23 protein-coding genes are annotated in these 23863 nt (G+C 29.5%); 9 read left to right on the top strand and 14 right to left on the bottom strand.

Annotated elements, in window-relative coordinates; translation table 11 throughout:
• The first annotated feature begins 410 nt into the window (after positions 1-410).
• Positions 411-1685 carry a serine--tRNA ligase gene (gene serS / locus GQS57_RS04665; RefSeq protein WP_165731425.1) on the top strand — a complete coding sequence of 425 codons (1275 nt, stop codon included), beginning with the start codon at positions 411-413 and terminating at the stop codon, positions 1683-1685.
• A 143-nt stretch (positions 1686-1828) separates the two neighbouring features.
• Here the strand turns inward: serS and GQS57_RS04660 are convergent, their stop codons facing one another.
• A complete protein-coding gene (locus GQS57_RS04660; protein ID WP_165731424.1) occupies positions 1829-1972 on the bottom strand; it encodes a hypothetical protein in 144 nt (47 codons plus the stop codon).
• Between the two features lie 125 nt (positions 1973-2097).
• Between GQS57_RS04660 and GQS57_RS04655 the strand changes: the two genes are divergently transcribed.
• The 4 genes from GQS57_RS04655 to mgtE are packed head-to-tail and all read left to right on the top strand — an operon-like array spanning position 2098 to position 6452.
• Complete coding sequence (locus GQS57_RS04655; protein WP_165731423.1) at positions 2098-3891, top strand: tetratricopeptide repeat protein; 1794 nt, start codon at positions 2098-2100, stop codon at positions 3889-3891.
• A 53-nt stretch (positions 3892-3944) separates the two neighbouring features.
• Positions 3945-4274, top strand: a complete 330-nt coding sequence (locus GQS57_RS04650) for a DUF4286 family protein (RefSeq protein ID WP_165731422.1) — start codon at positions 3945-3947, stop codon at positions 4272-4274.
• A gap of 32 nt (positions 4275-4306) precedes the next feature.
• Complete coding sequence (gene rsmA, locus GQS57_RS04645) at positions 4307-5119, top strand: 16S rRNA (adenine(1518)-N(6)/adenine(1519)-N(6))-dimethyltransferase RsmA (RefSeq protein ID WP_165731421.1); 813 nt, start codon at positions 4307-4309, stop codon at positions 5117-5119.
• A complete protein-coding gene (gene mgtE / locus GQS57_RS04640; RefSeq protein ID WP_165731420.1) occupies positions 5100-6452 on the top strand; it encodes a magnesium transporter in 1353 nt (450 codons plus the stop codon). The genes rsmA and mgtE overlap by 20 nt, the downstream gene beginning before the upstream one ends.
• 127 nt (positions 6453-6579) lie before the next feature.
• Here mgtE and GQS57_RS19190 read toward each other — a convergent pair whose 3' ends face one another.
• The 3 genes from GQS57_RS19190 to GQS57_RS04625 form a co-directional block, all read right to left on the bottom strand.
• Positions 6580-6774, bottom strand: a complete 195-nt coding sequence (locus GQS57_RS19190; protein ID WP_368855181.1) for a hypothetical protein — start codon at positions 6772-6774, stop codon at positions 6580-6582.
• Positions 6775-6854: 80 nt separating this feature from the next.
• Positions 6855-7019, bottom strand: coding sequence for a hypothetical protein (locus GQS57_RS04630; RefSeq protein WP_165731419.1), 165 nt, complete (start codon positions 7017-7019; stop codon positions 6855-6857).
• A gap of 120 nt (positions 7020-7139) precedes the next feature.
• The gene (locus GQS57_RS04625; RefSeq protein WP_165731418.1) at positions 7140-7670 is read right to left on the bottom strand and encodes an RNA methyltransferase; all 531 of its coding nucleotides are present in this window, start codon (positions 7668-7670) and stop codon (positions 7140-7142) included.
• A gap of 88 nt (positions 7671-7758) precedes the next feature.
• On the opposite strand from GQS57_RS04625, the gene mutS reads away from it, so the two are divergent.
• Positions 7759-10368, top strand: a complete 2610-nt coding sequence (gene mutS, locus GQS57_RS04620) for a DNA mismatch repair protein MutS (RefSeq protein WP_165731417.1) — start codon at positions 7759-7761, stop codon at positions 10366-10368.
• A 55-nt stretch (positions 10369-10423) separates the two neighbouring features.
• On the opposite strand, the gene GQS57_RS04615 is transcribed toward mutS, so the two are convergent.
• On the bottom strand, positions 10424-13072 hold the full coding sequence (locus tag GQS57_RS04615; RefSeq protein ID WP_165731416.1) for a TonB-dependent receptor: 2649 nt from the start codon (positions 13070-13072) through the stop codon (positions 10424-10426).
• A gap of 269 nt (positions 13073-13341) precedes the next feature.
• On the opposite strand from GQS57_RS04615, the gene GQS57_RS04610 reads away from it, so the two are divergent.
• Positions 13342-13797 carry an RNA methyltransferase gene (locus tag GQS57_RS04610; protein ID WP_165731415.1) on the top strand — a complete coding sequence of 152 codons (456 nt, stop codon included), beginning with the start codon at positions 13342-13344 and terminating at the stop codon, positions 13795-13797.
• 23 nt (positions 13798-13820) lie between these two features.
• On the opposite strand, the gene GQS57_RS04605 is transcribed toward GQS57_RS04610, so the two are convergent.
• The 6 genes from GQS57_RS04605 to GQS57_RS04580 form a co-directional block, all read right to left on the bottom strand.
• Positions 13821-14552, bottom strand: a complete 732-nt coding sequence (locus tag GQS57_RS04605; protein WP_165731414.1) for a zinc-dependent peptidase — start codon at positions 14550-14552, stop codon at positions 13821-13823.
• 191 nt (positions 14553-14743) lie between these two features.
• Positions 14744-15514, bottom strand: coding sequence for an MBL fold metallo-hydrolase (locus tag GQS57_RS04600; protein WP_165731413.1), 771 nt, complete (start codon positions 15512-15514; stop codon positions 14744-14746).
• A gap of 58 nt (positions 15515-15572) precedes the next feature.
• Positions 15573-16208 carry a Crp/Fnr family transcriptional regulator gene (locus GQS57_RS04595; protein WP_240915432.1) on the bottom strand — a complete coding sequence of 212 codons (636 nt, stop codon included), beginning with the start codon at positions 16206-16208 and terminating at the stop codon, positions 15573-15575.
• The gene (locus GQS57_RS04590) at positions 16183-17544 is read right to left on the bottom strand and encodes a hypothetical protein (protein WP_165731412.1); all 1362 of its coding nucleotides are present in this window, start codon (positions 17542-17544) and stop codon (positions 16183-16185) included. Before GQS57_RS04590 ends, GQS57_RS04595 begins: the two co-directional genes overlap by 26 nt.
• Before the next feature lie 297 nt (positions 17545-17841).
• On the bottom strand, positions 17842-18648 hold the full coding sequence (locus GQS57_RS04585) for an Abi family protein (RefSeq protein ID WP_240915431.1): 807 nt from the start codon (positions 18646-18648) through the stop codon (positions 17842-17844).
• A 403-nt stretch (positions 18649-19051) separates the two neighbouring features.
• Positions 19052-20317 (bottom strand): D-alanyl-D-alanine carboxypeptidase, encoded by a 1266-nt coding sequence (locus tag GQS57_RS04580; protein ID WP_165731410.1) that lies wholly within the window; start codon positions 20315-20317, stop codon positions 19052-19054.
• A 91-nt stretch (positions 20318-20408) separates the two neighbouring features.
• Between GQS57_RS04580 and tatA the strand changes: the two genes are divergently transcribed.
• Positions 20409-20735: a twin-arginine translocase TatA/TatE family subunit gene (gene tatA, locus GQS57_RS04575; RefSeq protein WP_165731409.1), complete on the top strand. Its 327-nt coding sequence runs from the start codon at positions 20409-20411 to the stop codon at positions 20733-20735.
• 189 nt (positions 20736-20924) lie between these two features.
• Here the strand turns inward: tatA and GQS57_RS04570 are convergent, their stop codons facing one another.
• The 3 genes from GQS57_RS04570 to GQS57_RS04560 form a co-directional block, all read right to left on the bottom strand.
• Positions 20925-21566, bottom strand: a complete 642-nt coding sequence (locus GQS57_RS04570) for an O-methyltransferase (RefSeq protein ID WP_165731408.1) — start codon at positions 21564-21566, stop codon at positions 20925-20927.
• A 188-nt stretch (positions 21567-21754) separates the two neighbouring features.
• Entirely contained in the window at positions 21755-22018 is a 264-nt protein-coding gene (locus GQS57_RS04565) for a hypothetical protein (protein WP_165731407.1), read from the bottom strand.
• 3 nt (positions 22019-22021) lie between these two features.
• Entirely contained in the window at positions 22022-22588 is a 567-nt protein-coding gene (locus tag GQS57_RS04560) for a sigma-70 family RNA polymerase sigma factor (RefSeq protein WP_165731406.1), read from the bottom strand.
• Positions 22589-22843: 255 nt separating this feature from the next.
• Between GQS57_RS04560 and panB the strand changes: the two genes are divergently transcribed.
• Positions 22844-23662: a 3-methyl-2-oxobutanoate hydroxymethyltransferase gene (panB, locus tag GQS57_RS04555; protein ID WP_165731405.1), complete on the top strand. Its 819-nt coding sequence runs from the start codon at positions 22844-22846 to the stop codon at positions 23660-23662.
• Positions 23663-23863: the final 201 nt, after the last annotated feature.

Genomic DNA, 23863 nt, shown 5'->3' with positions numbered 1-23863 from the left:
GTTTGTGGAGCAATTTTGTGTTAGCTTCTTTATGGGATTTCTCCTCGCGTCGAAATGACAATTCCGGTATTTAATATTAAAGACCCTTCAGGTTTTAAAAACCTGAAGGGTCTGAACTGAGTAACCTCATAATAACTTCCTTTTTTAGTATTAACTACGCGTTAAGGATAGAGCCTTTCGACTACGCTCAAGACAGGCTCAATGTTTGAGCTCTTTTTTGTTTTTCTACAAAAAAAGCGAGTGCGAAAGCCTGCCCCTTGTGGTAACGCCCAAAAAACATTTGAAAACATCTATTTTCTATGATTTCTTTGTGCCTATTTGGTTAGAATTTTACAACACACTTTTATTTATAATTTAGTGTAAAACCATTTCACAAATTATATCTTTGCATTTACAAAAATTCTACAAAAATGTTACAAGTACAGTTTATTAGAGACAACAAAGAAACGGTTTTAGCGGGTTTGGCTAAACGTAATTTTGCCAATGCAGCAACGATTATTGAACAAGTTTTAACTGCCGATGAGAATAGAAGATCTACTCAGGTTGAGTTAGATAATACTTTGGCAGAATCTAATAAATTATCCAAAGAAATTGGTGGTTTTTTCAAATCTGGAGAAGTACAAAAAGCAAATCTTTTAAAGGAAAAAACAGTTCAGTTAAAAGAAAAATCTAAAGAGCTTGGTGATAATTTTAATGCTTTTGCAGAAGAGTTGCAAACATTATTATATCAAATACCAAACATACCTCATGCTTCTGTAAAAGCAGGAACTTCTGAAGAAGATAATGAGAACATTTTTAGTGAAGGAACAATTCCGGATTTAGGAGAAAATGCTTTGCCTCATTGGGAATTAGCTAAGAAATACGATATTATAGATTTCGAATTAGGAAATAAAATTACAGGTGCTGGTTTTCCGGTTTATAAAGGAAAAGGAGCAAGATTACAGCGTGCATTAATCAACTATTTTTTAGATAAAAATACAAAAGCAGGTTATACAGAAGTACAAGTACCACATTTGGTAAATACAGAATCTGCAACGGCAACGGGTCAATTGCCAGATAAAGATGGGCAAATGTATCATTCTACGGTAGATGATTTGTATTTAATTCCTACGGCAGAAATTCCTATCACGAACATGTTTCGTGGTAACTTAATGCAAGAAGCTGAATTTCCGATTACAGTAACGGGTTATACGCCTTGTTTTAGACGTGAAGCGGGTAGTTATGGTGCGCATGTTAGAGGATTAAACAGATTGCATCAGTTTGATAAAGTAGAGATTGTACGTATTGAGCATCCAGATAATTCTTACCAAGCTTTAAACGGCATGGTAGAACATATTAAAGATATTTTAAGAGAGTTAAAATTACCTTATAGAATATTACGTTTGTGTGGTGGAGATACTGGTTTTACGGCTGCTTTAACATTCGATTTTGAAGTATTTTCTACAGCGCAAGACCGTTGGTTAGAAATTAGTTCTGCATCTAACTTTGAGGCTTTTCAGGCAAATAGATTAAAATTACGTTTTAAAAATAAAGAAGGTAAAAGCGAATTAGCACACACCTTAAATGGTAGTTCTTTGGCTTTACCTCGTGTTTTAGCAGGTATTTTAGAAAACTATCAAACAGCAGACGGAATTAAAATACCAGATGCTCTAGTACCTTATTGCGGGTTCGATATTATAGATTAATTCTAGTATTCAGTTTACAGTAGCAGTATTGAGTGCTAAAGTTTATAAAAATATGATTCAGTAACGGTTTGCAGTTCTAATAGTACTGCAAACTGAGACTGATTACTTTTTTTTGACTGTTTACTGAAAACTGAGACTGCAAACTAATTTGCAACTACAGCAACCATTAATCTTTTGTATTTATTCATTTCTAAAAGTGAATTTAAATACGCACTAATTTGTCCGTTTTTCATAAACTCTATAGAATTGTTTTTTGCTGTTTCGTATTGTTTTTTAAATGTATTCATCTTCTTAAAATTTGATTGGTTATATTCTCTTTAGACAAGTTTCGTGCCAAAATGTTACAAAGAACACCTTAGAACAGACGTCTTTAATAAAAATTTAACATATTTCTTACCTATCTTTGAAATTGATGAAACAACTGTTTTTACTTATTTTTATTACTATAACTAGTGTTAGCTTCTCTCAAGGTGATTATTACTTAGCAGAAGATTACTATAGAGAAGGAGAGTATGAAAAAGCCACTCAAATCTTTAAAAACTTATATGCTAAGAACCTTTTTAATACTACTTATTTAAGCAGATTGATTTCTTGTTATCAAGAAACAAATAAATTTAGTGAGGTAGAAAAACTATTAAAAACCGCACTTGACAAAGACCCTAAACAAGCTTTTTTCTATGTGCACTTAGGGTATAACTACCAAAGACAAGAATTACAAGAGTTGGCAGAAAAAAATTACTCTATCGCTTTAAATTCTATTGATACAAATAGTTTTTATGGCGGATTTATTGGTAGACTTTTTAAAGATTATAATCTTTTAAATCATGCAATTTTAGCTTATACAAAAACAATGGCTAAAAATAAAAAAGCAGATTATAACTTTAGAATTGCTCAGATTTATGGTGAAAAAGGTGATTTAAAAAAAATGTTTGAGGCTTACTTTAATCTAGTTGATAAAAACATTGAAAATTACGACTTCGTAAAAAGATATACGAGTAGTTATATTACAGATGATGCAAAAAATGAAGCAAATATTTTATTTAGAAAAACACTTTTAAAAAAATCTGCAAGCAACCCAAAAGATGTTTGGAATCTTTTATTAAGTTGGCTTTTTACACAACAGAAAGATTACAATAAAGCTTTTACGCAAGAAAAAGCTTTGTACAAAAGAAACCCTCTTGATTTAAATTCAATTTATGATTTAGGAAAAATAGCTTTTGAAAACAAAGATTATAGTACTTCTAAAGAATGTTTTTATTTTATTACCCAACAAAAAACTTTACAAATAGAAAAAATTGAAGCTTCTTTATACCTCACAAAAATAGCTGTTGCAAGAGATAATCCTGAAGTAGAAAATATGTTTTTATCTCTTTTTAATCAGTACGGTAAAAATTCATCTACCATAAAATTACAAGTGGAATATGCTGATTTTTTAACTTTTAAAAAAGACCAACCAAACGAAGCTAAAACTATTTTAGAAGAAGCTTTAAACTATTCTCGTTCTCGATTCGACAAAGCAAGAATAAAATTAAAATTAGGAGACATTTTGGTATTTACAGGAAATTACAACAAAGCCTTAATCTATTTTTCTCAAATTCAAACGCAACTTAAAAACCACGAATTAGCACAACAAGCACGTTTTAAAGTAGCACAAACAAGTTATTACAAAGCCGATTTTACGTGGGCAAAAGCACAATTAAAAGTATTAAAAGGTTCTACAACTCAATTAATTGCGAATGATGCTCTAGAGTTGTTTTTAAAAATTACAGATAATGAACCTGTAGACTCTATTCCGTCTGGATTAAAGCAATTGGCAAAAGCAGAACTGCTCTCTTATCAAAATAAAAATGAGGAAGCATTAACAGAATTACATAGTTTATTTACCCCTAAAAACGTTTTTGAAAACGGGTTAACACTTGGAGAAGTAATTTATGATGATGTATTATTTTTTGAAGCAAAGTTGTTCATCAAACAAAAAAAATATGACGACGCTATTGTAAGTTTTTCAAAAATTATTGCAGCCGATAATCAAGGTATTTATGCAGATGATGTGTATTACGAAATGGCAGAATTGTATAATAATCAATTAAACAACCCAGAAAAAGCTTCAGAATACTATCAAAAGATTATTTTTGACTATTCTTCTAGTATTTATCTAGTAGATGCTAGAAAAAAATATCGAAAATTAAGAGGAGATAAAATTTAACGCTCTATTTTTTTCAATTAAACATTTACACAAAATTACAATTACACAGCATAATGTACATATACAACGTAACTATAAATATAGATGAAACCGTTCATAAAGAATGGCTTACATTTATGGAAACTCATATTTTAAAAGTATTAAATACTGGTAGATTTACTGCAGCAAAACTAACTGAAGTTTTGGTAGAAGAAGAAATGGGTGGTAGAACTTATTCTATACAATATACAGCAAATACTAGAAAAGATTTAGACGATTATTATAAACACGAGGCAGAAACATTGCAACAGAAAAGTCTTCAAAAATTTGGAGATAAAATGTTAGCTTTTAGAACAGAATTAAGGTTGATAAAAGAATTTTATCCTACAAACACGAACAATTAAGAACAAATTCTTTACTTTTTAAAAATAGAAATATGTCAGTTAAAGCAAAAAAACATTTAGGTCAGCATTTTTTAACAGATGAAACCATTGCACAAGATATTGCCAATGCATTAACGGGTAATGGGTATGATGACGTCTTAGAAATTGGTCCTGGAATGGGTGTTTTAACCAAATATTTATTACCAAAAAAAGCAAAGGTAACTGTCATGGAATTAGACAGAGAATCTGTTGCTTATTTACATGAAACATTTCCTTTAGAGCACATTAAACTAGATACTTCTAAAGAACATTTTGAAATTATTGAAGGCGATTTTTTAAAGAATCAAATTCAAGATATTTTTAATAAAAAGCAAGTCGCAATTATTGGTAATTTTCCTTATAATATTTCTACGCAAATTGTTTTTAAAGCCATAGAAAACAGAGAATTTGTACCAGAATTTGCAGGTATGTTTCAGAAAGAAGTGGCTAAAAGAATTGCAGAAAAAGAAGGTAGTAAAGTGTACGGAATTTTATCGGTGTTAACCCAAGCCTTTTTTGATGTAGAATACCTATTTACAGTTCCGCCAACGGTATTTAATCCACCTCCAAAGGTAGATTCTGGAGTTATCCGATTAATTCGTAAAAAAGATTATTCGTTACCTGTAGACGAAAAATTGTTTTTTAGAGTTGTAAAAACAGCCTTTAATCAACGAAGAAAAATGCTCCGTTCTAGTTTAAAGTCTTTCAATATTTCGGATACCTTAAAAGAAGACCCTATCTTTGCGAAGCGCCCAGAACAATTATCTGTTTCTGAGTTTATTTTACTTACGCAAAAATTGGCAGAAAATGAAGTTCGAAATCACTGATGAATCTTTAGAAAACCTATCAGAGCTTATCATTTCTAATAATGATAAAGAAATAACAGCATTATTTTCCGAAGTCCATTTTGCCGATATTGCAGAAGTTTTAGACGAAGTTAATTTTGAGGAAGCTATCTATATTATCAAACTTTTAGATAGCGAAAAAACATCTGAAATTCTAACAGAATTAGACGAAGACACCCGTGAGAAAATTCTAAAAAACTTATCTGCAAAAGAAATTGCAGATGAAGTTAGAGAAATGGATACCGATGATGCAGCAGATATTATTGGAGAGCTTTCAGAAGAACGTCAACATCGCGTAATTTCTGCTTTAGAAGATGATGATCATGCGGCAGATATTAAAGAATTATTATCCTACAATGATAATTCTGCAGGTGCTTTAATGGCAAAAGAATTGGTGAAAGTTTATGAAACCTGGACCGTTGCCGGTTGTATGCGCAGAATAAGAGGACAAGCAAAAGACGTTACCAGAGTTCATTCTATTTACGTAGTAGATAAAGAAGATAAATTGGTTGGAAGAATGTCTTTAAAAGACCTAATAATTGCAAAATCAGACCATAAAATAGCAGACATCTGTAAAGCAAAAGTAGATGCTGTAAACGTACATCAAAACGACGAAGAAGTTGCTAAAATAATGGCTAAGTACGATTTAGAGGCCATACCTGTTGTAGATGATAACAATGTTTTAGTGGGTAGAATTACCATTGATGATATTTTAGATGTTATTAGAGAAGAAGCCGACAAAGATTACCAAATGGCAGCTGGTTTTTCTCAAGATGTAGAAGCAGATGATACCATTTGGGAACTTACAAAAGCGCGTTTACCGTGGTTAATTTTAGCCCTTTTTGGTGGCTTTATTTCTGTTTCTGTCTTAGGTAGTTTTGATAATGCAATAAACACTTTTCCAGAACTGTTCTTTTTTACACCTTTAATTGCTGCAATGGCAGGTAATGTTGGGGTACAATCTTCTGCAATTATTGTGCAGGGTTTGGCAAACGACAGCTTAAAAGGTTCGCTGTTTAAAAGGTTGTTAAAAGAAATATTACAAGGGTTGTTAAACGGTTTTGTATTGGCTGCCTTATTAATGTCTGCCGGAATGTTGTTTTTAGGTTTTCCACTAGATTTAGGAATTACCGTAGCAGCTTCCTTAATTTCCGTAATTATTATTGCTTCAATTATCGGAACATTTATTCCTATTATTTTAGCAAAAAAAGGTATTGATCCAGCCTTAGCAACAGGCCCATTTATTACCACTAGTAATGATATTTTAGGAATTTTAATCTACTTTTCTATCGCTAAATTAGTCTTAGGATTTTAATTTATTTAGAAGCTATTTCCAGCTTTCTGCACTCGCTTTTTTTGCCTAATAAAGCAAAAAAGAGCTCAAACAAATGCTTCAATCTGGGCTAGACTTGTTTGCCGACTATAAGATTTAAAATACTTTTTTAATACTTTAATGGCTCTTTCCTAGAATGTTTAACTCTTAAAATATAAACTTCATTATCTTTAATTAAATAAGAAATTCTATAAGAATGTTTTTGAAAAGCTCTAATACTTCCTTTATTAATCTTTAAAAGATCTAATTTATAAATTTCTGAATCTGTAGAAAGTATAGATACAGATTCGTAAACTTCTGTAATTATTTTAGAAGTAATATCAACAGATTTAGATTGTTCAAGAAGTTATAAAAAAACAATTATGTAAATTTGATTCAGCTAAATTAGTCCAAATTATTTTTTGACCATTGCTTAATATTTTCTCCAACTTTTTCATGAGAAAGTACCGCTCCTTCCTCAACTTGATTTATAGCTTCTTCAATTTCAATATTATAACGTTTAATATCAATTCTTTCAGAAGAAGCAATTTTTCTATTTTTTAAAATCATTTTTATAGATTTTATCAAGTCAATATCTTTAACCTCATCTAGTTCTTTATGTATCCAAATTTAAATCAGCTTGTAAATCCATAATCACTTATTTTTCAACCAAATATACAATTTATCAAGTTATTTTCTCAACTTCACAAACAAGTCCCAAATAACAACTCCTGTAGTTACAGAAATATTTAAAGAATGTTTGGTACCCAATTGCGGAATTTCGATACACAAATCAGACGCATTTACAACCTCTTGTTGTACCCCTTTTACTTCGTTCCCCATTACAATGGCGTATTTTTCTCCTTTTGTCGGATAAAAAGTATCGAGCATTGTAGAATTTTCTGCTTGTTCAATAGACAATACTTTTACATTTTCTGCTTTTAACTTTTCAACTAAAGTCAAGGTATCTTCTACGTATTCCCAAGCCACAGATTCGGTTGCTCCTAAGGCTGTTTTATGAATATCTTTGTTTGGCGGAGTAGCGCAAATACCACATAAATAGATCTTTTCAATCAAAAAAGCATCACTTGTTCTAAAAACAGAACCAATATTATTTAAACTTCTAATATTGTCTAAAACTACAATTATTGGCGTCTTTTTAACTGTCTTAAATTCATCAACTGAAATTCTTCCTAACTCGTTATTCTTTAATTTTCTCATATCTTGTGGATAAGTTCACGGCAAACTGCCAACTGAATACTGCCTACTTTTTCTATCTTCGCAAAACTAACTGAAAATTTCCAAAAACTTGGCAAAATCAAAAGCAAAAAAGGTAACTCCTTTAATGAAACAATACAACGCAATCAAGAATAAATATCCTGATGCAATGTTACTTTTTAGAGTAGGAGATTTCTATGAAACCTTTGGTGAAGACGCCAAAAAAGCTGCTGATGTTTTAGGAATTACCTTAACAAAACGTGGTGCCGGAAGTGAAACAGAAACTGCTTTGGCTGGTTTTCCACATCATTCTTTAAATACCTATTTACCTAAGTTGGTAAAGTTTGGGATGCGTGTTGCCATTTGCGATCAGTTAGAAGATCCAAAAATGACCAAAACCATTGTAAAACGTGGTGTTACAGAATTGGTTACACCCGGAGTTTCTTTAAACGACGAAGTTTTACAAACCAAAACAAATAACTTTTTAGCGGCGGTTCATTTTGATAAAAAACAACTCGGAATTTCTTTTCTTGATGTTTCTACAGGTGAATATTTAGTGGAGCAAGGAAATGCAGAATATATTGATAAATTGTTGCAAAATTTTAGTCCGAGTGAAGTCTTGGTTCAAAAACAGCACAAACAACAATTTTTAGAGCTTTTTGAAAATAGATATTATACGTTTTATTTAGACGATTGGGTTTTTCAGAAAGAATATGCCAACGAAACCTTGCAAAATCATTTTGAAGTAAAAAGCTTAAAAGGTTTTGGAATTCAGGATGTTAAAAACGGAATTATTGCTGCTGGTGCAGTGATGTATTATTTATCTGAAACGCAACATAATCAGTTAAAGCATATTCAACATATTGGTAGAATTGCCGAAGATAATTATGTTTGGATGGATCGTTTTACCGTTCGGAATTTAGAGCTATATAATCCGAATTCTGTAAACGCAGTAACGTTATTAAATGTTATTGATAAAACGATATCGCCAATGGGAGGAAGACTTTTAAAACGTTGGTTGGCGCTTCCTTTAAAAAATATAGACGAGATTAAAAATCGTCATGAATTGGTAAAGTTTTTTATAGATTCCGATGAATTTTCAGAAACAGTAACGTATCAATTAAAACAAATATCAGATTTAGAAAGATTGATTTCTAAAGTAGCAACTGGTAAAGCTTCACCAAGAGAAATTGTCTTATTAAAAGATTCTTTAAAGGCGATTCTTCCGATAAAAACATCCGCAGAAAACAGTAAAAATAAAGCGGTAAAACAACTCGGAAATCAATTACATACTTGCCAAGATTTAATTGAAAAAATTAATGAAACTTTGTTTGATGAAGCTCCGGTAAATATCAATAAAGGGAATGCAATTGCAACAGGTGTTCATCAAGAATTAGATGATTTACGTGCCATTTCTAACTCTGGAAAAGAGTATTTAGATAACATGCTAAAACGTGAATCTGAGCGAACAGGAATTACAAGTTTAAAGATTTCTTTTAACAATGTTTTTGGGTATTATATAGAGGTTCGAAATTCTCATAAAGACAAAGTTCCACAAGAATGGATTCGTAAACAAACGTTGGTAAATGCAGAGCGTTATATTACCGAAGAATTAAAAGAATACGAAACCAAAATTTTAGGTGCTGAAGAAAAAATAGCCAAAATAGAGCAAGAAATATTTTCTAAATTATTACAATACATCATCCAATTTGTCCAGATAGTCCAAGAAAATGCACAGATTATCGCAAAAATTGATTGTTTATTGTCTTTTTCAGTTTTAGCGATTGACAACAATTATGTGCGTCCAATTATGGATGAAAGTACCGATTTAGAGATCAAAAATGGTCGTCATCCGGTTATTGAAAAACAGTTACCGATAGATCAAACCTATATTGCAAATGATGTAGTGTTGAATAGAAATCAGCAACAAATAATTATGATTACCGGACCAAATATGTCTGGTAAATCGGCAATTTTAAGGCAAACAGCATTGATTGTTTTATTAGCACAAATGGGAAGTTATGTTCCTGCTCAGAATGCAAAAATCGGAATTGTAGATAAAATTTTTACGCGTGTTGGCGCAAGTGATAATATTTCTATGGGCGAATCTACTTTTATGGTAGAAATGAACGAAACAGCATCGATCTTAAATAACGTTTCTGAGCGTAGTTTAATTTTGTTAGATGAAATTGGTAGAGGAACTTCTACTTATGACGGAATTTCGATTGCTTGGGCAATTTCAGAGTTCTTACACGAACATCCAACCAAAGCAAAAACGTTGTTTGCTACACATTATCATGAACTAAATGAAATGACTACTTCTTTTGAGCGCATTAAAAACTTTAATGTGTCTGTAAAAGAATTAGAAAATACCATTATTTTCTTACGTAAATTGGTTTCTGGTGGTTCTGATCATAGTTTTGGTATTCATGTTGCTAAACTTGCTGGAATGCCAAATATGGTAATCCATAGGGCGAATAAAATTTTAGAAAAATTAGAGAAAAATAATAAAAACGCCGAAGTTAAAGACGTTTTAAAACAAGATCAGAATGAAGAAATGCAACTCAGCTTTTTTCAGTTAGATGATCCTTTGTTAGAAAATATTAAAGAAGAAATTTTAGCAACAAACATTGACACTTTGACGCCTATTGAAGCTTTAATGAAGCTAAATGAAATTAAAAGAATGTTGATTAAAAAGTAAAAAAGAGCTAAACGTAAATGTTTAGCTCTTTTTAATTATTCTTTACTGTATTTTTTTAAAACTTATACTTTGCAGTCAGTTGTAAGTTTCTAGTTTCTCCTGGTAAAGCTCCTGCAAACATTGCTTTTACATAATATCTTGTATTAAAGATATTTTCAATATTTAATCTTAAATCCCAGTTTTTTCCAATTCCATACCCTAGAGCTCCATCAAAAAGAACATAACTATTTACGTGAGCATCTACTAAACTATAACCATCAATAGTTCTTTTGCTTTCGTAACTTGTACCTAAATTAAAACTTAAAGGATTTTTTTGTTTACCTAATAAGAACTTGTATTGTCCCCAAAAACGAGCATATGTTTTTGGTACACCTTTACTTTGTTCTGTAATAACATCTTCTCCTTCTATTGTTTTAGGATCTTGAAATGTTGCATTGGTATTAAAAGATAAGAAATTATTAACCGCATAATTTATATCTAGCTCTACACCTCTTGTTCTATTTTCTTGATCATAAAAATACTGAGGTACATCAATATTAAAATTTGATGCTCCAGGATCATCCTCATAATCATCATTAGCATACTGTAAGTTTGTAGTTGCTGTCTGAAAAAAGACAAGAGACGCTAATAAACTGTTATCTTTCGTCTTAAAACGCATTCCTAAATCTATTGATAAAGATTCAGAATCAGGACGATCATCACCATCTAAAGAAGAAGTAACGCTATAAACCGTTCTACCAACAGAATAGTTACCAAATAAAGATAACTGATCCATAGCTCTATAATTTAAACCTAAATTATAAGCAAAACCAGCATCATTAAAATCAACTAATTGTCCATCATCATAAAGATTTCTATAATCTTGTTGAGTACCTAAATAAGCTCCACCTACTCTAGCGGTTAATTTATTATAATAGATAACTTCCTGAAAACCTACACCATAACCTTGTACTGTTTTTTCGTATTGGCTTCTTAAAATTGGGTCATAATCCCAAATACTTCCAGATCCCCAATTAGGGTTTCTAATATCTAAAATATATGGCACAGGCTTCGTTGCTCTACTATCATCTGCATCCCAAGTAGAATGTTGACTGTAATCAATATTTCTATTTTCGTAATTTATACTCAATAAATGCTCTCCTCTTAAAGCATTTCCTTTTCCCCATGTTTTTTGAAAATCACCAAAATATTGAAACATTTTTTCTTTAGCATCTACAATTCTATATTCTTGACGTCTTGCCGCATACGGATAAATTACATCATCTATAATTAATGGAGAACGAGCACCACTATGTATAACACCACTTTGTTGATAATAAGAATAATTTAAAGCACCTGTTTGTCTAACATAATCTGAGCTATAATTTCTATACAAAACCTGGTTTGTAATGTTAACAGTTTCACTTGGTTTCCACTCATGACGTAATTTTACTCTAAATTCTTTTCCCTTGTTTGGTGTTGCCAAAGGTGAAACCAATGTAGCATCTCCAATATCAAAAGGTTCATAACCATCTGTATTGGTTAATGAATTTGCTAAGACTTGGCGTTGTTCATCTGTTAATTGTACACCAGAAAAGTTTCCATTACTATCTAAACCTGTATCATTTACTAAGTTTTCCCAGTTATAACCACCATCTTCCGGATTGCCCAATAAACCTGTACTTATTAATCTTACAGGGTTTCCTGTGGGATCTATTTGAACAGCATCTTCTATATATGCACTAGATAATATTAATTCGTGTTTATCTGTTTTATATTTTAAAGATCCATAATTTTCAAATCTTTCAGATGACACATCTCTATATCCTTCTTCAACTTCACTTGCACTTACAAAACGATAACTTAATTTCTCTGAAATTGGTCCTGTTAAATCGACCATAACTCTATAATGTCCCCATTTTCCAAAACGAGTTTCAATAGAGTATTGTTCAATATCTAAAGGTTTCTTTTCTATTAAATTAATCACTCCACCTGCGGCACCCATTCCGTAAAGACCAGCAGACGGACCTTTTAAAACCTCTATTCTTTCTATATTGGTTTGCGAACGAACTGGGTTAAATGTGTTCCCTAAACTACCACCACCATACATACCATCGTATGCATAATTAGCTCCTAACCCTCTAATAACTAAGTTATCACCGATATTATAATTATTACCAGCTTGTGTAACTCCACTTATATTTCTAATACTTTGTTGTATGGTATTATTAGCTTGCTGATCTAGTAAATAACCACCAACAACAACAACAGGCGCAGGCGTGTTCATTAAACTAATTTTAGATTTTGTAGCAGAACGAGAAACTGTAGGTACTTTTTCTTTATCTAAATGAGCTTCAATTAAAATTTCATTTAAATTTTCTGATGTATTTGTAAGTGTAAAATTTACTTCAGAAATTTTATTTGAGTTTACTGTTATGGTTTTATTAACTGATTTGTAACCAACATAAGAAGCAGATAAAGTAATCTTACCAACAGGTGTTTTCAACATAAATTCTCCATTATTATCAGAGGAAGTTCCTAAAGAAAATTCTTTAATTTGAATTGTTACATTAGAAAGAGGAGTACCACTTTGATTCACAATTTTTCCATGAATTTTGCCACTTATATTTTGAGCTTTCCCGTCTTGGAAACTTAATAAAAACAGTATACAGCATACTATTTTAGTGAGGTTTATAGAACTTTTCGAATTTATAAAATAATTCATTACTTTTGATTTTAAGTATTTTTTTAATCTGTTAATAATATCATGTTTCCAGTATGAAATCTGATAATGACACACTAGTTTTTGGTAAATATTTTGCAAACATACAATGTTATTTTTATTTGTTCTAAATAAAAATAATATATGATTTATGGATATTTTTTTTATCTTTTAGTACTATCAAAATAAGCGAGTTAAGAAAGAAAATATTTTAAAGAGCATTAAGATGCTTCTAAAAAAACGTTGATGAAATTGAATAATATTAAAAAGTAATGGTAAATAATTTAGAACAAGGTTTTTTCGGAATCGGGATACAGAATGGGAAAACACCTGAAAATTTAGGAGTCCTTTGGCGTTCTGCTCAGAATATGGGTGCTAGTTTTATTTTTACCATTGGTAATCGCTACGCAAAACAAGCTTGTGATACGCACAAAGCTACTGGAGCAATGCCTTATTTTCATTACGAAACTTTTGATGATTTCTTTAACAACTTGCCAAAAGGCGCTATGTTGGTTGGTGTAGAATTAGATGAAAAAGCGGTACAATTAGAAACTTTTAAACATCCGAGACGTTGCGTGTATTTATTAGGCGCAGAAGATCATGGAATGTCTAATGCAGCTATTGAAAAATCCCATCATTTGGTGAAATTTAAATCGGAATTAAGTTTAAATGTATCCGTAGCAGGAAGCATTATTATGTATGATAGACAAGCTAAGTTTAATTTTTAAAGTTGATTAAAATACGTCTTAGATCATAAAATAGGATTCTTTTTATTAATTGGATCTTGCTTTAATAATTGCGTCATACTTTCATATAATTCTGGCTCATTTTCTTTAAAATATGCTGCTTGTTCAAAAAAGGTTTCTAGTGAAACTGAAAAAAACTCGACAAGGTTAGTAGCTGCATAATCTCTTAAAACGATGTTTTCTTTCGCTTTTACTTTTTGAAACTTTGTTTTTGCATGGTTTTTCCAATTTTCAAAATCACCTTTATTAAATATTTTAGAGAAATAAGATCTTGTATGATTCTCGAAAATTAAACAATGACCAAATTCGTGAATAGATAAATTAAGCGCATCATCTGTAATTTTAAAGCCCTTTTCTATTGCAGGCCAAGACATATTTACCTTTTTAGTTGCAATATTTACATCACCCTTAAAAACTGCTGTATTATTTTTATAAGAGTAAGAACTTGGGGCAACAAATACATCATTAAACTTATTTAAAGTATCGGTTTTTAATCCAAATGTAATTTGAACAAAAGCACTCGAAATAATAATTTTCATTTTTTTATTTATAATGAAATCAGGCTCTGAACTGAAGTTTGTTGTAGAAATAAATAACAATGTTCTTAGTTGAAAATTAGCTTTATGATCTTCTGAAAGATTTTTATAATATGAATTAGATTTCAATAAAACTTGATGACATTCAATTTTTGATTTTTTTCTATAAAAAGGAGCTAATATTTTATACTTTATTTTCAAGTTTTAATGTTTTATAAAGGGCAAATGATAGTGACAAAGATGTTTAAAATAGTAACGCTCTTGTGTTTGGTTTGGTTCGTGTTTTAAGCTACTAATTTAGTAAATAAACCACGAACCAAGAAAGTCAGTTTAGACTTTTGTAAATAAACTAAAAGCCAGTAATTAATTTTATATAGTGTTCGCAACTCACTTTATTCAATTTCAATTACTTGTCCATCATTCGGAATTCTTGTTTTTCCCATTAATCCGTGTTTTTTTAATTCACTCGTTAATTGTGTTCTTGTTGTTGGACAATGGTTAACTGCTTCTAAATGATTCGCAATAACAGTTCCTGTTGCATTTTTAGTAAATTTAAGAATGTCTTCCATTGTCATTAGTAATGGTTTAAAAACATCTAATTGTGCAGTTCCACAAGCAACTACATTAATATCTGGCTTGTATTCTTTCAAAACTTTATCGACATCTTTTGTGTAAATAGTATCCGCACTTAGGTAAATTGTTTTTTCATTTGGCATTTTAATGTAGAATCCCATTACATTTCCCATTGGCTTTGCAACGAAACCATAACCGTGTTTTGCAGGAATTCCTTCTATAGTACCGCCTAAAAAATTAGATTCTTGCCAATAATTTACAGATTCAATAACATTTAAACCTCTCTTTTGTAATATTTTTTTGTCTTTAAAGCTACAAATTATAGGTATGTTGTTTGCTTTTAAAAACTTCTCAGCTTCTTTATCTAAATGATCAGGATGAAGATGAGTAATTAGACAATGTGTTGTTTTGTTTACTACTTCCATTGCATTATCTGGTAAGTCTAGTATCGGATTTCGCTGTGGTTTAAACCTGAAGAGAGTAAAAGTTGGTCCAGCAGTTCCTTTTTTTCCTAACATTGGATCAACTAAAATAAATTTATCTTTAGTTTCTATAACCATTGTAGCGTTTCGTAAGTGATGTATCCTCATATTTGATATTTTAAGTAGCAAAACTAAAATATGAAATATCGTTATCCATTGATTTGAATCAAGAACTGCGTTTGCGAATTCTGCTTAACGTTTCTGGTGTGATATTTAAGTAAGAAGCAATATGGTATTGCGGAATTTTATCAAGCCAATTTGGTCTATAAATAAAAAGTTCATTATAAAGTTCCTCCGCGGTTTTGGTTATCCGGTTATATTCAAAAAGTTCTTTTTGTTTTAATAATTGTTGAAATGATAAATCTATAAATGATTTTCCGCAATCATATTCTTTCAGTAATTCACGAAAAGCACTTTTATTGATTGATAAAAGTTGAGTGTCACTTAAAGTTTCTTGCTGTTTTTTAGTTTTAGAGTCTGCGTTAAAAGAATATAAATCTGTAATAAATTGAGGTTTGGTATAGAAGTTAATATTTGTCTCTTTATCTGAAGTTGCATAATATTCTCTTATAACGCCTTTATTTAAAAATCGTAAATGTTTTTCTTCCGTTCCTGCATTAAGAATATGTGTTCCTTTCTTAATATTTTCCACTTTAAATAATGAAAGTAGTTTTCGTAAACCATCTTTATTTAATGGGTATTCGGTTTCAAAAAAAGTCGATATTTCTTTTAGCTCGATGTTCATTTTGGTTGTTGCGAACGTGTTTGTGTATGCTTTATTTAAAATTAATTTTCCATTCATTTATTCCTAACATATTTAATATTAAAACAACATTTATTCTGTAAATAAGAATATTTGCAATATCTAACTGTTTTTCTTTTATTGAATTCACACTTCCATGTGTAATTTTATCTCTGATTTTTTTTAATCTACTAAGTGTTATGGGAAATTCATTAATAGAGATATTTTGTTGGGTTAAAAAATCTTCAAGATGACTTTTCATTGGTTTATATTCCATTTTAAGCTTTACTGTTTCCCATTTAGTTTCAAAGCTTTTCCAATCTTTTTCATCAACTGTTTGTTTAATAATTTCTAAAGCATTAATATATTTAAGTTTTTTTTCTTCTTCAGAAAGAATACAAGTATATTTTTCATTTTCTTGAGTAATTCCTTTCATGCATATATCGATTATATTATATCTTAAAAGAAATTTTGAATTTCCATCTACAAGCCTAGATTGAGTAAAATTTTCTATCGCTTTATTTAATTTGTCTCTATTTTCATTATAAGAAGTTAGAAGTTCCGATTGAAAAAAATCACTAATTTTTCCGTTTAAATTAAAACTTATTAATCCTAAAGGCTTTTGTTCAAACTCTTTATCTTTTACCTTTATTATAGATAGCGTGAAATCTTTTAAGTAAATTTTAGCAGAGATATAGTCAACATTTAGATGTAAAAAAAATGATGATATTTTACAAATATCATTAGCATAATCTAAAACTTCTTTTTCGGATATTTCTTCAAGATGATTTATCTTAATTAAAGGTTTTTTAATAATGATAACTTTATTATTATCAATATTATTTTGAGTTGTTATCCAATCAAATTCAGGTCTAAATTCTATGCTTTTATGACTATAAAAACCTTCTTTTCCATTATATCTATTAATTTCAAATTTATCATTATTAAAAGAAATGGCTGGGTAATATGATTTAACAAAGTTAAAACCTGCCTTATTTAAGTAAAATAAGGAGGTGTTTATTAATTCATTATTTGGTTTCCAATAAATCTTTATAGTACTAAGGTTTATAGAAATATACTCTTTGTTTCCTTCTCGTCTATTTCCGCCGATTGTGAAAGTTTTAATTTCGGATTCTTCAAAATCAATTTTCAATATATTCTGATTACTGAATTTAGAATTAACTTTTATATGTTTTCCTATTTTATTAGAATCTCCAATTAAGTTAACCCAATTTTCAAAAATATATCCAAACCTAATTTTAGGATCAAACAAGATTTGTAATTCTATTTCATTGTCTCTTAATACTAAATGAGAATGAAAATCTTTTTGTTCATTTTCAAATAATTCGTCTGTAAATGTTAAATCAAGACAATAAATTTCTTCTTTATTTTGCATTTTTTTTAGCATGACACACAACGATGTTGTATAAGCTTAGTTGCGTTGTTTAAGCAGTGAATTTAGTAAATAAAGTACGAACGGCGAATTTCTAGAGGAATTTCCCAAGTGAGCTAAAACCAGCAATAAAGTTTATACTTTGTTAGCTACTGGTTTTTTCTTATATTTTAGAAATGAAAAAACCTAGAGCAAGTCTAGGTTTTATTTTCAATATTTTAAAGTGCAGAAACTAAAGCGTAATGAATAGCAGTGCACTATGATGCAAAATTACCATTTTTCTGTTAATCTACAAAGTTATTAACAATATTTAATAGAGTTTTTAATAATTTCTTTAATATTTTCATTATCATCAAAATTTTCAAAAATCGCTGTAATTCTATTATGCATCTCCACTTTTCTATTATCAGAAATCGTGCCTAAAAAATAATAAATAACTTTTATACAAGAATACATTGAGTTTCTATCATTATTCAGCTCTATTTGTGGTAAAACAGAAATACCTTTGGGAGTGTTAAAATCAAATAAAACATCTCCGTGAGCGCAACTGTTTCGAATCAATATAATAGTTTCAATTAGGTTAATGAATTTTTTTATATTCTTAATTCCAAATGATTCAGAAATTCGAGTTTTAATGTTGTCATCTTTTAAGTTTCTATAAATGTTCAGAATTGTACCAAATGTGAAAAATTCTAAAGTTTTCCAAGCAGGAGCATATTTGTCATTTATATATTTATCATGATGTTTTTTAATAGGTTTGTTTAATTTTATAAATTTTCCATTATAAAATTTTAGTAAATTGTCAATTATATTATTGTTAACAATAGCTTGATCAGCAAACCAAGTTGGTGAATCTTTGTATTTATTTGAAACATAATAAACGAGTTTTGTTCTAAAATTTATCTCAATTCTATTGATATATTTGGCTAAAATATTTCTTAAATCTACATCTAAATAATATAGTTTTATAATATCTGAAAATCTTGTTCCTTTTTTGAAATTATGTGATCCGTCTATTTCAAATGGATTCCAGTAAAACCCAAGTCTATAGTACCCAATATCTAAAAGAAATTCCTTAATTTTTTTTTCATCAAAGTCGAGAATCATTCCCCTCGTTTTGAGTAATTTTATTTGTTCTATTGTATTTGTTGCTTTCTGTCCCATATCGTTTTCTAAAATACAATAATTTACTTATTTTTCCTTTTTTATATTGAGTGATCACTTGTGGCTAACTATATGTATACCAGTAAAAATTTATTTTATCCATACGTTAAAGGGAGGTAAAAAAAAGAATTTACTTTTAGATTTAGCAATTTATTATATCGTATAAATATACTTGTTAATAGCCAAAACAATAAAATTTATTTTTTACTAAAACGTTTCGAAAATTTGTATAAAAAATATACCGCGGCCGCCAAAAATATTATTTGAATTACTTGCCAAATAAAACCTCCTGCACTAAAATCATTTATCGCTTCTTCCATATATGTTGCTCTTTTTTTAAATATACTTAATAATTATCTCTTAACTCCTCAAAAACAGCTTGCATTTTCTTTTTTACTTCAGAATTAGAATGCATGTAATGATTGTTCATATAACTGAATATTAATGTTTTTCCGGAGTTTGTAATTAAATAACCACTTAAATTATAATTGTTCCCCAAAGTACCCGATTTTGCATGAATATACGGTTTTGGATTTCCAGAAAACCAATTTTTTAAAGTCCCTGTTTTTCCTCCAACCGGAAAAAACTGAAACAACCTTTTTGCTGGAATTTTTTGATGCATTTTGCTTAAAACTTCTACAAAAGAAATCGGTGTAAATAAATTATATCTACTCAATCCAGAGCCATCTACCCAACGTGGTTTTTGCTGCAAATCTTGTAGTTGATTTTCTAACATATAGTTTCTTGCTTTTGCAGCACCTAAGGTATCTGAAAGTGTAGAAGACGCTAAAACTAAAATCTGTTCTGCTAAAAAATTATCACTTACCTCCATCATTCTTTTAAACAATGAATCTTTAGGAATACTGTATGCAATTGTAGATGGTTTTAAGGCCGATTTATACAATAAACTTACTTTGTTGGGTAAAATATCATTCCAGAGATTTAAAAGCAAAGAATCGCTTATAATCATCGGGATTTCGGTATCTCTTTTTCGATTTCTTCCGAAGTAAAAAGAATTAGAAAGCTCTTTTCTACCGTAACTTTTATCTGTAATTTCTAATTTATCAGCAAAATAGTTAGGAGCAACTTTTATTGAATCTTCATTTTGTACAAATACTACATTTCCATACATAGGAAAAGCACTTACTTCTGGACTAAAATAGCTATCAAAATCTTCCCAAGCCCAACCTGGTCCGTATCTTTTATCAGAAATATTATTAGCAATTAAATGTACTTTTTTATATTTTTTCGCCAATTTTAAAGCGGTACTGTCTTTAAAAAATGGATGTAAAAAAGTAGGATCTCCTGTGGCTTGTATTGTAAGTGTATCTTTATTTACAGCGTATTTAAAAGCCGGAATTGAATCTGGCAACATTTCTAAACCCGTAAAAAGTGTAAAAATTTTGGTATTACTTGCGGGTGTAAAATACTTATCTGCATTATAATTATAGAGTACTTTGTCTGCTGCTACATCATAAATATAAATTCCCGTAAATTGATTATCAAAAAAAGAAGTTGCTAATTTTTGATCGATATTTCTAGATAATTTAACCGTTTTACAACTTGTAAAATAGACAGTTACAAACAAAACTACAAGTACTCTTTTAAGCATTTAAACTATTTTTAATATATTTTTTTTCTAAACTACAAATATTTTGGTTTGTGAAGTTTATATATTGAATAAATATTTACCTTTGTAGTATATGAATACAATTCTTTTATTTATAAGTGGTCCAGAAATAATGGTTGTCATGTTAATTGTGGTAATGCTTTTTGGTGCAGATAAGATTCCTGAAATTGCCAGAGGATTAGGAAAAGGAATGCGTCAAGTAAAAGATGCAACCAACGATATTAAGAGAGAAATTAACGAAAGTTCTAAATTACCAAAAGCAGAAGCAGATTCTGCAAAAGAGGTATCTCAAGGCGCAAACCAGGAATTTAAAAATATTACAAAAGATATTAATAAAGGAATCAATTCTGTAAAACAAGATATTGAAGATTTAACTGGCCCGATAAAGCGTAATTTCTAATTATTACGTCATTCAAAATTTATTTTTAGAAAAGCATATTACTCTCAAAAACGTTTCTAAATTAACTTTCCTGTCTAGGCAGAAAACTATAATATACTATTCAAAAATTACTTTTTAAACAGTATATCAGTTTGTAAAACAGCTATTCTTATTTTTGTAAACGATGTTTTTTATCCCGCAGAGCGGAAACTATTTTACTCTAGTTATTGTTAAACCATCTCTAATTGGTAAAAGTACCGTTTCTACTCTATCGTCTGTATTTAATAATTTATTGTATTCTAAAAGAACTCTTGTGTCTTTGTCTTTAGGATCTAATTTTTCTACTACTTTTCCACTCCAAAGTACATTATCAGATAAAATAATTCCACCAGAATTCATTTTATCAATAATTAAATGAAAATAGTTGATGTAATTAGATTTATCTGCATCAATAAAAACCATATCAAATTTCTGGTCAATAGTAGGAATAATCTCAATTGCATTCCCCACAAATTGTTCTATTTGATTTCTAAAACCAGATTTCTCAAAATATTTATTTTGAAGTGTTTCTAATTCTTCATTCTTATCTAGCGTAAATATTTTTCCTTCGGATGACAATCCTTCCGCTAAACACAATGCAGAATAACCAGTATACGTACCTATTTCTAAAATGTTTTTTGGCTGAATTAATTTTGAAATCATAGACAATACTCTTCCTTGAAAAGCACCGCTTAACATTCTAGGATTCAATACTTTTTGCCAAGTTTCTTTACTTAATTCTTTTAAAATGGTTGGCTCTTGTTGTGAATGATCTACAACATAATTGTCTATATTTTCTGGTAAAAAATGCATCCTTTTTTAGATTGTTTGATGGTTAGATTGTTGGATTGTTGGATTGTTGGATTGTAATTTCTAATAATCGAATATAATAATAATCTAATATTCTAAACTAAAAAAACGGAATCTATATTTCTATAAATCCCGTTTCAATCTAACAAAAAATCAAAAAATGTAGTTTTTTAAAAACTACCAAAATATCTTTATTCCTTTATTTTCTCTAACTCTCTTTTTAGAGCTTCCTTTTCTTCTTTACTTAAACAACGCTTTATGTCTTTACAACTTTTAGCTTGCCCTTTGTATAAATTTGTAAGTGTTTTATTTTGCTTTGTGTAAAGACAACATATTTTACAACTTAAAAAATGAATACTTAATTTCACTTTTTCACTTATAGTAGCAGCACCATATTGGCTTTTATCACAAATAGTGGTTGCTTCGTCGCAAGTAATTTTTAATTTTTTAAACATCTCTTAATTATTAAACCAATTATCTTCCATACATTTTCTGAGCTGTGTTCTTGCTCTATGAATGATAACCCATAAATTGGACGCTGTAATATCTAACTCCTTACAAATTTCTTCAGTTTCAAACTCTTGTATGGTTTTCATTCTAAAAACCATTGCATATTTTTCGGGTAAAGCATCTATACAAGAATCTAACTGACTTTTTAATTCTTCGTTTTCAATGGTTTTTTCCGACTGATTGTCCCAACTCTGTGGCACTCTTTCTTCTAACCAATTACCTTCATTTTCTCCATCATCATAAAAATTCATTCTAACTTCAGCCTGTCCTTTTTTAGAATTTATTTTTCTGTAATAATCTATTATCTTTCTTTTTAAGATAGAAATTAACCAAGTTCTTTCTGTAGATTTTCCTTGAAAATTTTTAGCTGACTTTAATCCTGCAAAAAAAGTATCTTGAACTAAATCTTTAGCCAAGTCACTATTATTTACACGCACAACAGCATAATTATACATATAATCTGCATAATTATCTATCCATTTGTCTGTGTTTAATACAACTTGCTCTTCTGTCATCTAATAAATAAAAATCAAAGATAATGTTATTTTTTATTCTTTACTCTTTACAATTCCCACTTCTTTTTTAACTATCAAATAATTAAGTAGATACAAGTTCTTAGAAATTTAAATGAAAAACTATAAATAACAAGCAATAAAATTAACAAATAACCTTTTAATAAAATTTTATCTTCTTAAGATTAACGAAAGATTAACTTGTTTAATATTTAATGCTTTTCCTTACATTTACATACTATTTAAAAAATAAAAAGTATGTCAGCAGCAAAAAAAGAATATAAAAAAGTTACGGTAAAATCTTTGGTAGATATGAAGAAAAATGGAGAGAAAATTTCCATGTTAACTGCCTATGACTTTACAATGGCAAAAATTTTAGATGGAGCTGGAATCGATGTTCTTTTGGTGGGAGATTCTGCCTCTAATGTTATGGCAGGTCATGAAACAACTTTGCCTATTACGTTAGATCAAATGATTTATCATGCAAGTTCTGTAGTTAGAGCTATCACTAGATGTTTAGTGGTTGTAGATTTACCTTTTGGTAGTTATCAATCAGATCCAAAAGAAGCGTTACGTTCTGCTATTAGAATTATGAAAGAAAGCGGCGGACATTCTATAAAATTAGAAGGTGGTAAAGAAATTAAAGAATCTATTAAACGTATTTTAAATGCCGGAATTCCTGTAATGGGGCATTTAGGTTTAACACCACAATCTATCTATAAATTTGGTACGTATACCGTTAGAGCAAAGGAAGAAGAAGAAGCAGAACAATTAATGGAAGATGCTTTAATGTTAGAAAGATTGGGCTGTTTTGCAGTTGTTTTAGAAAAAGTACCGGCTAAATTAGCACAAGAGGTTGCAGAGGCAATTTCTATTCCTGTAATTGGTATTGGTGCCGGAAATGGTGTTGATGGTCAGGTTTTAGTTACCCATGATATGTTAGGAATGACACATGAATTTCATCCTCGTTTTTTACGCAGATATTTAGATATGCATACAGAAATGACTGGTGCTTTTAAATCTTATATTGATGATGTAAAAAGTAGTGATTTCCCTAATGATAAAGAGCAGTATTAAATAGATTGTTGGATCTTTAGATTATTAGAATTTTGGATTGTATTTTCTAATAATCTAAAATACTAGAAATCTAATAATCTGTTTAGTTAGTAGGTATCTAGAATAGGCTTCTAACAATCCACATTGTTCTCTAATAATGTGGATTGTTAGATCATTAGATTGTTGGATTATAATTTCTAAGAATCTAAAACACTAAAAATC

It is taken from the genome of Polaribacter sp. 20A6, assembly GCF_011378915.1.
In the GTDB taxonomy this organism is placed as follows: Bacteria; Bacteroidota; Bacteroidia; order Flavobacteriales; family Flavobacteriaceae; genus Polaribacter; species Polaribacter sejongensis.
Note: the sequence above shows the minus strand (reverse complement) of the source record. Positions and strands in the feature narration are given on the sequence as shown.